The sequence below is a fragment of the uncultured Thalassolituus sp. genome, assembly GCF_950066645.1.
Lineage (GTDB): Bacteria > Pseudomonadota > Gammaproteobacteria > Pseudomonadales > Oceanobacteraceae > Thalassolituus.
In genome coordinates this window covers 12,713-28,057 of the sequence record NZ_CATMFB010000004.1, presented here as the reverse complement: position 1 = coordinate 28,057, position 15,345 = coordinate 12,713, and the positions used below count along the sequence as shown (strand labels likewise).

General features: G+C 51.5%; 12 protein-coding genes. 7 read left to right on the top strand and 5 right to left on the bottom strand.

What is annotated here, in order from left to right; all coding sequences use genetic code 11:
- Nucleotides 1-16: 16 nt before the first annotated feature.
- Nucleotides 17-2,050 (bottom strand): excinuclease ABC subunit UvrB, encoded by a 2,034-nt coding sequence (gene uvrB / locus Q1L85_RS04715; RefSeq protein ID WP_300427151.1) that lies wholly within the window; start codon nucleotides 2,048-2,050, stop codon nucleotides 17-19.
- Nucleotides 2,051-2,123: 73 nt separating this feature from the next.
- Here uvrB and Q1L85_RS04710 point away from each other — a divergent pair, with 73 nt between their 5' ends.
- Nucleotides 2,124-3,305: a pyridoxal phosphate-dependent aminotransferase gene (locus Q1L85_RS04710; RefSeq protein WP_300427149.1), complete on the top strand. Its 1,182-nt coding sequence runs from the start codon at nucleotides 2,124-2,126 to the stop codon at nucleotides 3,303-3,305.
- A gap of 51 nt (nucleotides 3,306-3,356) precedes the next feature.
- Here Q1L85_RS04710 and Q1L85_RS04705 read toward each other — a convergent pair whose 3' ends face one another.
- Nucleotides 3,357-3,941, bottom strand: a complete 585-nt coding sequence (locus Q1L85_RS04705) for a YajG family lipoprotein (RefSeq protein ID WP_300427148.1) — start codon at nucleotides 3,939-3,941, stop codon at nucleotides 3,357-3,359.
- On the bottom strand, nucleotides 3,934-4,722 hold the full coding sequence (gene yaaA, locus Q1L85_RS04700) for a peroxide stress protein YaaA (protein WP_300432438.1): 789 nt from the start codon (nucleotides 4,720-4,722) through the stop codon (nucleotides 3,934-3,936). The genes Q1L85_RS04705 and yaaA overlap by 8 nt, the downstream gene beginning before the upstream one ends.
- Nucleotides 4,723-4,931: 209 nt before the next feature.
- On the opposite strand from yaaA, the gene Q1L85_RS04695 reads away from it, so the two are divergent.
- The 3 genes from Q1L85_RS04695 (at nucleotide 4,932) to Q1L85_RS04685 (ending at nucleotide 9,399) form a co-directional block, all read left to right on the top strand.
- Nucleotides 4,932-6,233, top strand: coding sequence for an acyl-CoA dehydrogenase family protein (locus Q1L85_RS04695; protein WP_300427146.1), 1,302 nt, complete (start codon nucleotides 4,932-4,934; stop codon nucleotides 6,231-6,233).
- 12 nt (nucleotides 6,234-6,245) lie between these two features.
- The gene (locus Q1L85_RS04690; RefSeq protein ID WP_300427144.1) at nucleotides 6,246-7,457 is read left to right on the top strand and encodes an acyl-CoA dehydrogenase family protein; all 1,212 of its coding nucleotides are present in this window, start codon (nucleotides 6,246-6,248) and stop codon (nucleotides 7,455-7,457) included.
- A 112-nt stretch (nucleotides 7,458-7,569) separates the two neighbouring features.
- A complete protein-coding gene (locus Q1L85_RS04685) occupies nucleotides 7,570-9,399 on the top strand; it encodes a long-chain-acyl-CoA synthetase (protein WP_300427143.1) in 1,830 nt (609 codons plus the stop codon).
- Here the strand turns inward: Q1L85_RS04685 and Q1L85_RS04680 are convergent.
- Nucleotides 9,389-10,804, bottom strand: coding sequence for an ATP-binding protein (locus Q1L85_RS04680; RefSeq protein WP_300427140.1), 1,416 nt, complete (start codon nucleotides 10,802-10,804; stop codon nucleotides 9,389-9,391). The genes Q1L85_RS04685 and Q1L85_RS04680 overlap by 11 nt on opposite strands.
- Nucleotides 10,805-11,037: 233 nt before the next feature.
- Here Q1L85_RS04680 and purE point away from each other — a divergent pair, with 233 nt between their 5' ends.
- Genes purE through Q1L85_RS04665 form a run of 3 tightly spaced genes read left to right on the top strand, consistent with a single transcriptional unit; the run spans nucleotide 11,038 to nucleotide 13,184 of the window.
- Complete coding sequence (purE, locus tag Q1L85_RS04675) at nucleotides 11,038-11,532, top strand: 5-(carboxyamino)imidazole ribonucleotide mutase (protein ID WP_300427137.1); 495 nt, start codon at nucleotides 11,038-11,040, stop codon at nucleotides 11,530-11,532.
- Between the two features lie 18 nt (nucleotides 11,533-11,550).
- Nucleotides 11,551-12,627, top strand: a complete 1,077-nt coding sequence (locus Q1L85_RS04670; RefSeq protein WP_300432434.1) for a 5-(carboxyamino)imidazole ribonucleotide synthase — start codon at nucleotides 11,551-11,553, stop codon at nucleotides 12,625-12,627.
- 14 nt (nucleotides 12,628-12,641) lie between these two features.
- Complete coding sequence (locus Q1L85_RS04665) at nucleotides 12,642-13,184, top strand: DUF2058 domain-containing protein (RefSeq protein WP_300427400.1); 543 nt, start codon at nucleotides 12,642-12,644, stop codon at nucleotides 13,182-13,184.
- Between the two features lie 355 nt (nucleotides 13,185-13,539).
- Here the strand turns inward: Q1L85_RS04665 and Q1L85_RS04660 are convergent, their stop codons facing one another.
- The gene (locus tag Q1L85_RS04660) at nucleotides 13,540-15,288 is read right to left on the bottom strand and encodes an AAA family ATPase (RefSeq protein ID WP_300427398.1); all 1,749 of its coding nucleotides are present in this window, start codon (nucleotides 15,286-15,288) and stop codon (nucleotides 13,540-13,542) included.
- Between the last annotated feature and the right edge of the window lie 57 nt (nucleotides 15,289-15,345).

The window sequence follows — 15,345 nt, the reverse complement described above, 5'->3', positions numbered from 1 at the left end:
GACCCCAATAGCGTTATCAGCTGTTAGCGATCATTTTCTCTTTCATTTCATGAAGGAGGTCGCGCAGACGCGCAGCCTCCTCGAAATTAAGATCTTTTGCTGCCTTAAACATATCATCTTCGACTTTACTGATACGTTTACCCAGCTCTGCAGACGACAGATGTTTCCAGTCATCAGCAGAATACCCGGCACTGTCTTCAGCCACCGCTTGTTTGAGGCGGCCACGTTGTTTTCCTTTTTTACCCGGTGGCGGGGCCGCCTCCAGAATATCTTCTACGGATTTCATTACGCCTTTTGGCGTAATGCCGTGTTCTTCGTTAAATGCCTTCTGTTTTTCGCGACGACGTTCTGTTTCCTCAATGGCCTTCGTCATTGAGTCTGTCATGCGGTCAGCGTACAGAATCGCTTTACCATTGAGGTTACGGGCCGCCCGCCCAATGGTCTGAATCAGAGATCGCTCAGAACGCAGAAAGCCTTCTTTGTCGGCATCAAAAATCGCAACGAGTGACACTTCCGGAATATCAAGGCCTTCTCTCAACAGGTTAATCCCGACCAACACATCGAATTCGCCCAGCCGCAGATCACGGATAATTTCTACCCGTTCTACCGTATCGATATCGCTGTGCAGATACCGCACCCGGATATCCTGCTCATGAAGAAATTCGGTTAAATCTTCAGCCATCCGCTTAGTCAGCACGGTAATCAGAACCCGCTCACCTTTTGCGACACGTTCATTCAGTTCGTGCAGCACATCATCGACCTGCCCAGTCGCCGGGCGGACTTCAATTTCCGGATCAATCAACCCCGTCGGTCTTACGACCTGTTCAACCACATTGTCCTGAGTTTCTTTTTCATAATTACCAGGCGTTGCCGACACAAAAATACATTGAGGGACAATGGCCTCCCACTCTTCAAAACGCATCGGGCGGTTATCAAGCGCGGAAGGCAGGCGGAAGCCAAACTGCACCAGTGTTTCTTTCCGCGAGCGGTCGCCACGGTACATGCCGCCGATCTGGGGAATGGTTACGTGCGATTCATCCACAAAGACCAGTGCATCCTTAGGAATGTAATCAAACAGCGTCGGAGGTGCGTCGCCAGCGTTGCGCCCAGAGAGATAACGCGAGTAGTTCTCAATGCCCGAGCAGTAACCCAGCTCCTGCATCATCTCAATGTCGTAGCGGGTACGTTGTTCCAGACGCTGCATTTCTACGAGCAGGTTTTCATTTTTGTAATACTCAAGGCGCTCATCCAGCTCAACTTTGATACCGTCGATTGCCTCAAGGATTTTCTCACGTGGCGTGACGTAGTGAGTTTTCGGATACACAGTGACGCGTGCCAGACGGCTATAGATCTGACCAGTGAGAGGGTCAAACGAGCTGATCTGTTCAACTTCGTCGTCGAACAGCTCGACCCGGATGGCCTCGTCATCACTTTCTGCAGGAAAGATATCGATCACCTCACCGCGGACCCGATAAGTACCCCGATGAAAATCCGCATCATTGCGCGTGTACTGCAGCTCAGCCAGCCGGCGCAGTATCGTCCGCTGATCCACCTGATCACCGCGAACGAGATGCAACATCATTTTCAGATAAGAATCAGGATCACCGAGACCATAAATGGCGGACACGGTACAGACGATAATGGCATCTCTGCGCTCCATCAGAGCCTTAGTCGCAGACAGTCGCATCTGTTCAATGTGTTCGTTTACCGAAGCGTCTTTATCAATAAAAGTGTCGGACGCGGGCACATAGGCTTCGGGCTGGTAATAGTCGTAGTATGAAACGAAATACTCAACTGCGTTGTTCGGAAAGAACTCTTTAAACTCCCCGTACAGCTGGGCTGCGAGCGTTTTGTTGTGCGCCATGATGATCGCCGGGCGTCCGCACTCAGCGATCACGTTAGCCATGGTGTACGTCTTACCGGACCCCGTCACCCCCAGCAGGGTTTGTTTCAGCAGGCCAGCATTGATGCCTTTAACAAGGCCCTTGATGGCTCCCGGCTGATCACCCGCCGGGGAATATTTTGAAGACAGCTCGAATGGCTTGCTCATGAGGATTCCAGTTAACGCCTAAATCTTGTAGCATTATACGGTTTTTTTAACGCCCGTTTTGAGGATACATACTTTGGACCTGCAACTGTCTGATCGCGTTCAACTGATCAAGCCATCCCCTACCCTCGCAGTGACAAACCGTGCTGCTGAGCTGAAGGCTGAGGGCAAAGACATTATTGGCCTTGGCGCAGGTGAGCCGGACTTCGATACTCCGGAGCACATTAAACAGGCCGCTGTCGAAGCTATTGCAAATGGCTTCACCAAATATACGGCAGTCGACGGTACTCCGGGTCTGAAGAAAGCCATCATCAGCAAGCTACAGCGCGATAACGGCCTGAGCTACGAAGCAAACCAGATTCTGGTGTCCTGTGGTGGCAAACAGAGCTTCTTCAATCTCGCTCTGGCACTGCTGAACCCAGGCGACGAAGTTGTCATTCCAGCGCCATACTGGGTGTCTTACCCAGACATGGTACTGATTGCCGAAGGCAAGCCTGTTGTTATCGAAACGGACGAAACCACTCGTTTCAAAATCACTGCTGAACAGCTTGATGCAGCGATCACCGACAAAACCCGTCTGGTCGTGCTGAACAGCCCATCCAACCCTTCAGGCGTCGCGTACACCGCCGATGAACTGAAGGCGCTGGGTGACGTCCTGCGTAAATACCCTGACGTGCTGATCGCAACAGACGACATGTACGAATACATCTGGTGGGCAGATTTCTCTTTCGAGAACATCGTGACGGTCAATCCTGATCTGTATGAGCGCACTATCGTTCTGAACGGTGTGTCTAAGGCGTACAGCATGACTGGCTGGCGTATAGGTTATGCCGCTGGCCCGGCGAAGCTGATCGGTGCGATGAAGAAAATTCAGTCTCAGAGCACTTCCAACCCGACGTCCATTTCTCAGGTCGCAGCAGAAGCAGCCCTGAATGGTGGTCGTGGCTGTGTTGAGCCAATGGTAAAGGCCTTCAAAGAGCGTCACGACTACCTGGTGGCTGCGCTGAATGACATCCCGGGCATCACCTGCGTTGAGGGCGACGGTGCCTTCTATGCCTACCCTTGTGTCAAAGGTGCGATGGACGCCCTGGGCATCGACGATGATGTGGCGTTTGCTGAGAAACTGCTGACAGAAGTCGGCGTTGCACTGGTTCCGGGCTCTGCGTTCGGTACACCGGGTTATATGCGTCTTTCTTTTGCCACCAGCATGGAAAAACTGCAGGACGCGGTTAAGCGCATCCGTAGCCTGCTGGGCTAAGCCCACAGCCGGGTCAGCGCGCACAAAAAAACCGCCTTACGGCGGTTTTTTTTATATCCCAAGAAACGTTCTCAACTCCGGGTCGTAAAAAATATACGACCAGAGACGATCAAGCGTGTCATTGATCCACTTCTCGTTATATTCCTGAACCGGTGCTGCCGCCACCCGGCGCGATTCATTCAGACCATAAGGTTTGGTGAAGGTCGTTGCGCCATTGATCACTGTCATCTCAAACTTCATGCTCACCGAGCAGTCAGTCACCAGAAAACCGTCGTTGCAGCCGTAGCGGAAGGTATCGACAACGAGCTGAACTTTTAAGGGCTCAAGTGGGCTTGCCTCACCAAAACCGAGTTGGGTCATGCTGTCCTGTAGACGCGTAGTCAGAACAGCTGCAAGGTCATCCTGCGCAACCAGAGGTGAATTTTCAGCCAGTCGACCGCCGCGACTTCCCAGCACATCGCCACTGGCATCTTCACGCTGATCAATCACGCGGATCAGAGCGCCACGCGCTACGGAAGCTGACGGTGCAGCAACAGCAGAAGTTTCATTCAGCTGAATCGTCTGAGGGGCCAGCACACACCCTGTCAGGCTCAGTACGCCAGTCGCCAGAACGGCGGCAGCCAGCAGTTTACGCATTCGGTATATCCTTCTCGGCTCGTTTAAATACCCAGTCGAATTCGCCGGAATCTTCTTCACTGAAGCGGTAGCCGGCGACATTGAAGCTTTTAAGATCCTCAGGAGCACTGATTCGTTCCCGGATCTGATACGCTGCCATCATGCCACGCGCTTTCTTGGCGTAGAAGCTGATGATCTTGTACTGACCATTTTTTTCATCTTTGAACGACGGCGTGATCAGAGGCGCATGGAGTTTTTTCGGTTTTACCGAACGGAAGTACTCATTCGACGCCAGATTGACCACGGCAGTGTGCTTTCCAGCATCAATCACATCGTTAAGTGCCTGAGTAATTTTCTCACCCCAGAACGCATAAAGATCTTTCCCCTGAGGGTTTTCCAGTCGGGTACCCATCTCCAGGCGGTAAGGAAGAATCTCATCTAACGGGCGTAACAGACCGTACAAGCCAGACAGAATCCGCAGATTCTCCTGCGCGTAATCCAGGTCGTCTTCCGACATAGAATCGGCGTCCAGCCCGGTATATACATCGCCCTTAAAGGCCAGCACAGCAGCCTTCGCCTGCCCGTCCGGATACGGTAGCGCCCAGTCGTGATAGCGATTCACGTTCAGTTCCGACAGCGCAGGACTGAGCTTCATCAGCTTGCCGATATCATCGGGAGAGTACCCCCGGAGGACATCAATCAGAGCAGCCGAGTCGTCAAGAAAATCTGGGGTCGTGTGGTGCGGAGTCACCGGCGGTGTTTCAAAATCCAGTGTTTTTGCCGGCGATAGCAGAGTAAGCATAAGCATCCTCGGAGTGTCATACGTGACATCCATGATAACCCGGAGAGGCCTTCTCCCCCAACCCATCGCGCCTGGTTGATCATTTGCACTTCGGCCCGTATTGTCCGGTCAGCATTGCCAATGCAGTACATCCCGTCAGCTGTGACAATCGGCGGGTTTGAACAAAGCATTTGTTTCATTGTCACCCTCAGAACAACAGGGGCATTTATATGGCTAAAGATATTCAGGGCGTCGGTCTCGGCATTGCCAGCCGCTTCGCCGGAAGTGAATTCGCTCGTAAATTCGGACTGCGCAAGCCAGCCGAAAAGCTCGCCTACGCAGGTACCAAAAAAGGATTTGAAGTCATCGGACAGATGGTCGCGAAGAAAGCCGCCAAAAAAGGCGATGCACAGATTCTTCTGCCTGAGCCAAGCAAACATGGCCTGTTCGATCTGACATTGTCAGAAGAACAGCAGATGATCAAAGACACAGTCCGCTCATACGCTGAAGAAGTTGTACGCGGCCTGGCTCACGATGCAAACGAAGCCATGACTCTGCCGGACACTTTCCTGCAGGACATTATGGATCTCGGCCTTAACTTTTTCTCTGTGCCAGAATCCCTCGGCGGTGCAGCCCAGGCATACAGCCCGACGACCAGCGCGATCATCGCAGAAGAGCTGGCATGGGGTGACTTCTCACTCGCGTACGCCACTCTGGCTCCGGTCGCGGTCGCCAATGCGATTGTTAAATGGGGCACAGACGCGCAGAAAGAAAAATACCTGCCCGCTTACCTCGCTGAAACACCCGTTCAGGCGGCTATTGCCGTGCAGGAACCTGCAGCACTGTTCAACCCGGCGAAGCTCTCCACCAAAGCAAAGAAAACCAAAACCGGATTCGAAATATCCGGTGTAAAGACACTTGTGCCCTTTGGTGGTAACGCCAACATGTATCTGGTTGCTGCCCGCTACAAACGCAAAAACCGTTTATTCCTGGTGCCTGGTGACGCGCCTGGACTCAGCTGGAAAGCGGCACCGGCGATGGGCTTACGCGCCGTAGCGACCGGTACACTCACCATGGAAAAAGCCCCTCTGAGCAGCGACGCTCTGCTGGGCGGCAAAGATTTTGATTACCAGACCTTTATCGACCTTGGGCAACTGCATTGGTGCGCCCTGGCGATCGGTGCCTGTCAGGCCGCACTCGATCATCTGATTCCTTACGTTAACGAACGCGAAGCGTTTGGCGAGCCAATTTCACACCGTCAGTCTGTTGCCTTTATGGTGGCGAACATAGGTATCGAACTGGAATCCATGCGCCTGATGGTTTGGCGTGCCGCTGCACTGGCAGAAATGGGCAAGCCATTCCACCGCGAAGCCTACCTGGCACAACTGCTCTGTGCAGACAAGGCGATGGAAATTGGTACCAACGCTGTACAGCTGCTGGGCGGCCACGGCTTTACGAAAGAACACCCTGCTGAGCGCTGGTACCGCGACCTGCGGATACTCGCCTGCATCAACGGCGGCATGCACCTGTAAGGAGTCGGACATATGATTAATCTTGAAAACCCAAAGAAATTCCGTGCTCTCGTCAATCAGGCACGTCAGGTGGCAGAAAACGTATTCCGCCCTATTTCCCGTAAATACGACCGCTCAGAGCACGCCTATCCCGTTGAGCTGGATATGCTTGCCGCCATCATGGATGGTATGAACGACGGCACCACAGGTGAAGGGGCCGGTGCGGGCAAACTGAAGCAGGACAACAAAGCAAAGAAAGAAGGCGTCCAGAACGGCACCAACATGTCGACGGTTCTGTCACTGGCCGAACTGTGCTGGGGCGATGTCGGCCTGTCGCTCACGCTGCCACGCCAGGGCCTCGGCAACGCGGCGATTGCTGCCGTGGCTGACGACGAGCAGTTTGCACGTTTTGGCAACAAGTGGGCCGCTATGGCCATTACAGAGCCGGGCTTCGGTTCCGATTCTGCCGCCGTACGCACGACTGCCGTCCGGGATGGCGATGAATATGTCATCAACGGTGAGAAGATTTACGTCACTTCAGGTGAACGCGCAGACTGCGTTGTGGTCTGGGCAAGCGTTGACCGCTCGCTCGGCCGTGCGGCGATCAAGTCGTTTATCGTTGAAAAAGGCACCCCAGGCATGGACATCGTCCGTCTGGAGAAAAAACTCGGTATCAAAGCATCGGACACCGCGGCGATTACCTTTACCGACTGTCGCATCCCGGCATCCAACCTGCTGGGTGACCCAGAGGTGAACGTCGAAAAAGGATTTGCGGGCGTTATGCAGACGTTCGACAATACCCGTCCGGTCGTGGCAGCGATGGCCGTCGGTGTCGCGAAAGCGTCCATCGACCGTACCCGCGAGATCTTGCGCAAGCTCAAGGTAAAAGCCGACTACAGCACGCCGTTTAAACTGACCAGCCAGCTCGAAGCACAGCTCTACCGCTATGAAGCGGAATGGGAAGCAGCACGCCTGCTGACCCTGAAAGCCGCGTGGATGGCCGACAACGGTATGCCAAACTCCATGGAAGCGTCCATGGCCAAGGCAAAAGCAGGTCGCACCGCCAATGCAATCACACTGGGTTGCGTCGAAATGCTCGGTACCCTGGGGTACGGCGAAGAAGAAATGCTGGAAAAATGGGCACGCGACTCGAAGATTCTCGATATCTTCGAAGGCACCCAGCAGATTCAGCAACTGATTGTCGCTCGTCGTCTGCTTGGCAAATCTTCCGCCGAGCTGAAGTAAGATCGACCGTAACGGATACAGAGCCCCCCTCTGTATCCGTTTTATTATTGATAACAACAATCATCAAGCTGTCAGCAGTGCGCAGCGCAACAGCAAGAGAAGTACAGAGATTATGGCGAATACACAGGAAAGACTGGTTTCACTCCCTAATATTCTGGTTCAGCTATCCAGACAGGCGACAAGTCTGCATATCAAACTCAAAGGTGTGTATGAGCTGGCCACAAGTAAACCAGACAAGAACAAGTCGATCGGACTGCTGCTGGAAAAGCACGCCCGCAAGCGCCCTGACCATATCGCCATCCGCTACGAAAACGTGACCTACACCTACGACCAGCTCAACCGCAAAGCGAACAAGCTGGCTCATTATCTGGCTTCTCAGGGCATCAGCAGCGGTGACGTGGTTGCAGTTGTTCTTGAAAACCGCCCTGAAACCATTATCGCGGTCATGGCTATTGTAAAACTTGGTGCCATTGCCTCCATGATCAACACCAGCCAGCGCGGCGAAGTTCTGCTTCACAGCCTGACGCTGGTGAAAGCAAAAATGATCATCGTTGGCGAAGAAATGCTGGAGAACATGGCAACCGTCGAGGGCGATCTGGATGCCGCATCGCTGGCGTCACTGCATTATCTGCGCGACTCCGGCACGACGCCGTGCCCTGCCCATTACACTAACCTGCTCGACCGTATTGCCGACCGCTCAGACCAGAACCCCGACAGCACGCGCCATGTAAAAATGCACCAGCCGTGCTATTACATTTTTACCTCTGGCACCACAGGTCTGCCAAAGGCCTCTGTCATGAGTCACTACCGCTGGTTTAAATCGCTGGCAGGCATGGGCCTGGCGTCTATGAATATGAGCAAGGACGATATTCTGTACGTTAGTCTGCCGCTCTATCACAACAACGCCCTGACTGTTTCTATGGCTGCGGTACTGGGCTCGGGCGCCTGTATTGCCATCGCCCGTAAATTCTCAGTGTCGCGCTTCTGGGACGACGTCCGCCATTATGACGCCACGGCGTTCTGCTACATTGGCGAGCTGTGCCGCTACCTTCTCAATGCGCCACAGAAATCCGACGACAGAAACCACAAAATCCGTGTTTGCGTCGGCAACGGCCTGCGCCCGGATATCTGGATGGAATTCAAACAACGCTTCGGCATTGAACACATCAATGAATTCTACGGCGCGTCCGAATGTAATCTGGTGTTTACCAACGCATTCAACCTCGATAAAACCGCAGGCTTCTGCCCACTGTCGTACAACATTGTTGAATACGATATTGAAGAAGACACCCCGGTACGCGATAACAAAGGCCTGATGATTCCTGTGAAGCCTGGTAACACCGGCCTGCTGATTACCGAAGTGAACGACAAGCAACCCTTCGAAGGGTACACCGACGAAGATGCGAGTAATAAAAAGCTGTTCCACAATGTGTTCACTCAGGGCGACTGCTGGTTTAACACCGGTGACTTGGTGATGAATCAGGGCTGGAAGCACGTGTCGTTTGCCGACCGTCTGGGTGACACCTTCCGCTGGAAAGGCGAGAACGTTGCGACGACTGAAGTTGAATCCATCCTGATGGAGCACCAGGATATCGAACATGCCGTCGTATACGGCGTACAGATTCCACATACCGACGGCCGTGCAGGCATGGCAACAATTACGCCTTCAAAACCTGCCGACCAAATGGACTGGGACGACGTCACCCGTCACGTCCGCGACAAACTGCCGGCTTATGCCGTGCCGATCTTCCTCCGCCTGCGCGAGCAACAGGAAGTCACAGGCACATTCAAATACCGCAAAGTAGAGCTGAAAGAAGAAGCCTATCACCTGGATAAAACCGGTGATGAAACCGTTCTGGTACTGACTGGTAAGAACAGCAGCTACGAGCCGCTGACTGCGGAGACCGAAGCTAAAATTGACGCCGGAGAACTCAGCCTCTGAGGCGTTTCTGATAGCGGACTGGCAGTGTGACGGTAAACGTGCTGCCAGGCCCGCTTTTATCCTCAATCGAAATTGATCCCCCCATCCGCATCACCAGATTGCGGGTAATCATTAATCCGAGGCCCGTACCTTCCGCCATCTGCGCTGTTGCTTCGAGACGGGTAAACGCCTGAAACAGACGGTCTCGATTCTCGCGCGCGATACCGACACCGTTATCTTCAACCGACAGAATCACGTGATCGCCCTCTGCACAGGCTGACACCCGCACCCAGCCGCCGGCGCGATTATATTTCACCGCGTTTGACAGTAAGTTAAGCAGAACCTGGCGCAGATTATCTCTCAGCTGATACATCACAATATTGCCCGACGGCTCAATGATTAGGCGCACGTCTTTTTCGTGTCCCAGTGGTGTGACCATACTGATGCAGTCTTCAATCAGGCGGCACAATGGGAAAGACTCTGGACGAGCTGCCGTATGGCGTGGACTGAACATATTCAGAATCTGCTCTGTCAGCGACAGAATATGCCGGCCCGACTGCAGAATCGTCTCGACGGAATCTCTCTGATCTTCGTCCAGGTCATCCTCAAGTAAGAGCTGACTGAACCCGATAACAGCATTCAATGGAGTGCGTAATTCATGACTGAGTGACGCCATAAAGCGTGGATGAGCCATCTCATTGCGGCTACGCTCCTGACTGAGAATGCCGCCAATCAGAACGCTGCCCATCACATTACCCAATTCATCCTGAATCAGATTTTTAGTCACAGCGAGACGCACCGGCCCCGACATCAGCTCAATCAGCTGGATTGACATCGGGCACTCACCGTCACGCAGCATGACCTCATCGGTTTCGCGCTGAAAATCCAGCCAGCCCGGTTGCTCCAGCATGGCATCTGTCAGGCCAATCGACGAGCCCGGGCGAAGCCCAAGAATCTTTTCTGCCATCTGATTCATCATCAGATAGCGCCCCTCCTGATCACGGATGCACACCATGGCATTCGCATGATTCAGCAGGCGCTGAAGCCACATCTGCTGATTCGCCACCGGCAAGGTCACCGGTGCCAGCATCACGGAATATCCCTGAATCGTGTCGCCATCAAGAAGAGGTGTCAGTGTCAGCTGGAAACTTCGCCCGGTCGCAGACGCGCGGACTTCGGTGGTGTAAGACTCAATGCCCAGCGGCAGCTCTTTACTGAACACCCGGACCAATGCTGACCCTGTGGTGGCCCCTTCGGGCTTGAGCAACGCCTGAGCCTGCGCATTCATCATAGTGATGCGGCCGACATCGTCAGTCTGCAGTACCGCCATATCACGCGGGGCACGGCTTGAAGTTGGCGTAGTAAGACCAACCAGACGAGCGAGTCCTTCAAAGTTTGCGGATACCAGAGTATCTGAGATGGGCATTGCACTTCCTTTTGCGCGTGATTCAGCCGGATACCTGTCTAGGCTTCTTATTTATACAGTACTCAATAATAGAAGTAACCCCTACTTTTTGATTGGACATTACACGCCCAGTCAACTTTCACCGGCGTTCATACCTGACATTCGCTGTGTTCGGTTCCACCATGTGGTAGAATCCGCCGCTTTCCTGCACGGCAGCCACCTGCTGCCTCCTGAGAATCACGAAGGACACAGACATGACCGTACCTGTCGGAATTATTATGGGCTCGAAAAGCGACTGGCCTACCATGCAGCACGCCGCTGACATGCTGGACAATCTGGGCGTCGCCTATGAGGTGAAAGTGGTGTCAGCTCACCGCACCCCAGACCTGCTGTTCGACTACGCGAAAACGGCCCAATCCCGCGGAATCAAGGTCATTATTGCGGGCGCTGGCGGTGCTGCTCACCTGCCCGGCATGGCCGCATCACAGACATCGCTGCCGGTCCTGGGCGTGCCAGTAAAATCCCGTGCTCTTAACGGTATCGACTCGCTGCTTTCAATCGCACAGATGCCTGGCGGCGTGGCTGTCGGCACCCTGGCAATTGGCGATGCAGGCGCTAAGAACGCCGGTCTTCTGGCCGCTCAGATCCTGGCAACCAGCGACGACGCCCTGCTCGCGCGTATTGACGAATTCCGTGCTAAGCAGACCGACACTGTGCTTGCACAACCTGATCCACGAATTGAAAACTGATCTCTGACGGAAGCCCCGATGAAAGTTGGTATTTTAGGTAATGGCCAGCTCGGCCAGATGCTGCAGGACAGCATTACTGATCTCACTGATGTTCAGGTCTCACTCTATGACCTGAGAGCCCACGACGACGAAGCACTCGCCGCCTTTATCGCGAAAGTTGATGTGCTGTCCTACGAAACCGAAAATATCCCCGCCCATATTGTCGACCAGCTCGAAGCTCACGCCGACAAACTGGCACCGGGTCTTGATGCACTTAAGGTGTTTCAGAACCGCCTGTTAGAAAAAAACGCCCTGCGTAACGCCGGAATCGCGACTGCCGATTTCCGCGCGGTGAACTCCCTTGAGGATGTTCACACTGCCATCAAAGAACTTGGCCTGCCGATCGTGATGAAAACCACGACTGAAGGCTACGATGGCAAAGGCCAGTATGTCCTGCGTACACCAGAAGATGCAGAGCCAGCATGGGAAACCATCGGGAACCGGGAACTTATTGCCGAAGCATTTGTGCCTTTCCTGCGTGAAACCTCAGTGATTGCCAGCCGCGACCGCGCGGGCAACATCGTTGTTTTCCCCATGACAGAAAACGTACATCACGAAGGCATCCTGCGTTACAGCCTCTACCCGGCTCCTGCACTGTCTCAAGAAAAAGCCCGACTGGCAGAAAACTATATCCGCCAGCTCGCAGACAGCCTCAACTACGTGGGCACCATCACCCTCGAGTTGTTCGAAACAGAAGACGGCTTGGTCGGTAACGAAGTGGCTCCACGGGTACACAACTCTGGCCACTGGTCGATTGAAGGCACCGAAGCCTCACAGTTCCGCAACCACATGCTCGCCATCACCGGCGCAGCACTGGGTAGCACAGAACCTAAATTCGCCTCTGTCGCTATGCTCAATGTGATTGGCGAAGAGACTCCAGCCGAAAAAGCAGAGACCATCGCCAACGCCCACCGTCACTCTTACGGCAAAGAAGCACGCCCAGCGCGCAAACTTGGCCACGTTACGGTCACAGGCAACTCCGATGCCGAGCGCGACGCTACGGTGAACGAACTTATTGACCTGATGCCAGCAGGCATCTGGCCGCCTAAGCACTAAGGACAGATAGCGAAATGGCAAAGTCACTTCAGGATCAGCTGCTTGGTCTCGGTCTGGCCGATACCAAGAAGCAGAAAAAGAACGACAAAGAGAAAAAGCGTCAGGAACATCTGAAGCGCACCGGGCAGGAACACAGTGCAGACGAATCGCGTGAAAAAGCGGAGCAGGCACGTAAAGAAAAAGCCGCCCGTGACCGCGAGCTGAACAAACAACGCGACGCTGAAGCCCAGAAAAAGGCCATCAAAGCGCAGATTCAGCAGATTGTTGATAACAACAAAATTGAATCGCAGCACGCAGACGTGAAATACCAGTTTGTCGATGGTAAAAAAGTCAAAGGCATTCACGTAGACCAAGCCGTCTTCGACCGCCTGTCAAAAGGCCAGCTTGCGATCATTGCGCACCGCAACAGCTATGCTGTAATCCCAGTCCCACTGGCGGATAAAATCCGCGCCCGTGACGAACTGCACTTTATCGTTATTGCTGACCAGACTGATGGCCAGCTGGATGAAGATGATCCGTACGCGGCGTATCAGATCCCTGATGATCTGATGTGGTGATGGATACGAAAAGCCCGCTATTTAGCGGGCTTTTTTATCTCTGCCATAACCAACCCAGGAAACACCTTAGATATTCAGATCAGCCCCACCATTTCCATCTTGGAACAGCCTTTCAATATTACGAATAATAGTCGCTATCGACTGATAAGGTAAATCGAGCGCCAGGTCGACATTTTCGTAAAAACCATTATCAATTGACGACTTCTCAGGGCGTAGAAAGTGTACCAAGACACAACCACCTACGCAGAAAAGAGTACTGACACGCTGAAGCTAATTCAGACGCGAAACGCCACGCTCTGCGGCAAAGTTGGAGCGTAGCGGAACCTTTGTCCGACAGCAGCGCCTTGTTATGCATTTATGCACCCAATGCTTGCTTCACCAAACCTCTAATAGTCTGATTTTCTAATTTAGCAGCTATGGGAGAAATATTATCTTGGCCCTCTCTCCAATGCATTCCGTCGTTATAAATAACCCCTAGTAAATAGAAATACTCAGGAATTGAAACTCCATGACTTTCTGCACAAGAAAGCTTATCTCGTGTTTTAAATGTATCAAGAAACTCCTGCTTGTGTGCCGGGTCTGCAAGGAGCTCATAAGCACGCCTTTCAACTGAAACTCTTACCGCACAACAAACAGCCAGCGGGTCAAAGTTCTCGCCATCTTCAAGGTATTTTCTGGCTTCCTCTCTAATGAACCTATAGAAGTTATCACCTTCGCCCCAGGTTTGTCGTAAATCAAGTGCATTAAACTCTGCCCGCTTGTTAATTTCACTATTATGATAATGTAATAAAAACTTCGAAACATCATCTTTAATTGAAGTTTCATTTCTCTTTCTTAATAGTTTAACCATTGCCATGTTAGGCTGAATATCTCGTTTATCCAAGTAATAAACTTTTTGCTTACTAAAAGCAAAATTCTTAAAATAGTACGGATTTAGATGAGTCAGGATAAGAGGATATAAACGACGCCCTTGACCTTTAAATTTATCGATTAATTTGGTTATGTAGTACTGAACAGCAACTAAGTTTGCGTCATCTAAATAATCAAAAACCTCATCAATAACAAGAATACAATTTTTGCCCGTCAGTTTCTTTTGAGCTCGATAGAGTAAAGCAACAAAAGTGATTACATCTCTTTGACCATTTGAAATATGATTGGGTTTTGGAAACTCAACTATTAATTTTCTTCCTGATTCTTTTGGCGCAACCCTGCACCATGAACTATTAAATGCTTTTAGCATTTCTTTGTATTCATTTTTTTCTAGCTTATAATTGCTATATTTCTGAGCCTTCTTGAATTTTGCTTTATCTTGTGTGTAGACACTATGCAACTGCAAACCGATAAAAAAGGATAGTGCGGGGCAAGCCACACCCAAATTGGCGTTTAAGATTATTTCTGATATTTCATTGAGAGGTTCAATTTCTGATAAGTAATCGATCTTATTATTGGAAACCCACTCTAGAATTTGTTCTGCTGTACCGTTTTGCTCGTTAACATCTGATATAAAAGCCTCGATTTTTTTCTGATTCCTTACCTGAGACATTCTGTCAAAAATAATTAATTTTTCTCCAAGGCTACTGATAAATTCTAAGTTTTCTAAGTGGGAAGAAATATTTGGCAGAATCTTTCCATTACAACCAAATCTAGTCTTTTGATTTCGATGTGAATATTCGAATGTTTCTCTTGCCGGAATTGTTTCTATCAGTGTTACTGGATCCACTGATATAGACGCACTTACAGCTGTCCGGCCACCAAAGTTTCGGCCAACACCTTTAGCTTTAATTTGACTGTTAATAACGAACCATGAAAAGTGGTCTGAAATTGTATTATGTGTATCATCAGCTTCCAGTGTAAAAACTGCATTTTCTGAATTTTCATATTCAATTATCAGCTTTGCTGCTAGATCTGAGTCACTCCTGTGATGGTGATCTTCATGAACCGACAGTTTGTTAGTCTGTAAGCTTTTAAATGCAGTCGCAAAAGAGCTTTTACCAAACCCATTTGGAGCAACCAACAAACTAGGTCTATTGGCCAATATATCTAATTCAAAATTTCGATTTGAAATGCCTTTAACATTCTCAATCGTAATCTTCTTCAAGGTCATTTCTATTCGTATCCCTTCACACTTGATTCAGCGCAATGCCTATGCATAACGCCTGCA

What these genes read in the sequence shown, in the direction of transcription:
- uvrB (WP_300427151.1), bottom strand. Translation starts at nt 2,050, where the DNA reads ATGAGCAAGCCATTCGAGCTGTCTTCAAAATATTCCCCGGCGGGTGAT.
- Q1L85_RS04705 (WP_300427148.1), bottom strand. Translation starts at nt 3,941, where the DNA reads ATGCGTAAACTGCTGGCTGCCGCCGTTCTGGCGACTGGCGTACTGAGC.
- yaaA (WP_300432438.1), bottom strand. Translation starts at nt 4,722, where the DNA reads ATGCTTACTCTGCTATCGCCGGCAAAAACACTGGATTTTGAAACACCG.
- Q1L85_RS04695 (WP_300427146.1), top strand. Translation starts at nt 4,932, where the DNA reads ATGGCTAAAGATATTCAGGGCGTCGGTCTCGGCATTGCCAGCCGCTTC.
- Q1L85_RS04690 (WP_300427144.1), top strand. Translation starts at nt 6,246, where the DNA reads ATGATTAATCTTGAAAACCCAAAGAAATTCCGTGCTCTCGTCAATCAG.
- Q1L85_RS04685 (WP_300427143.1), top strand. Translation starts at nt 7,570, where the DNA reads ATGGCGAATACACAGGAAAGACTGGTTTCACTCCCTAATATTCTGGTT.
- Q1L85_RS04680 (WP_300427140.1), bottom strand. Translation starts at nt 10,804, where the DNA reads ATGCCCATCTCAGATACTCTGGTATCCGCAAACTTTGAAGGACTCGCT.
- purE (WP_300427137.1), top strand. Translation starts at nt 11,038, where the DNA reads ATGACCGTACCTGTCGGAATTATTATGGGCTCGAAAAGCGACTGGCCT.
- Q1L85_RS04670 (WP_300432434.1), top strand. Translation starts at nt 11,551, where the DNA reads ATGAAAGTTGGTATTTTAGGTAATGGCCAGCTCGGCCAGATGCTGCAG.
- Q1L85_RS04665 (WP_300427400.1), top strand. Translation starts at nt 12,642, where the DNA reads ATGGCAAAGTCACTTCAGGATCAGCTGCTTGGTCTCGGTCTGGCCGAT.
- Q1L85_RS04660 (WP_300427398.1), bottom strand. Translation starts at nt 15,288, where the DNA reads ATGACCTTGAAGAAGATTACGATTGAGAATGTTAAAGGCATTTCAAAT.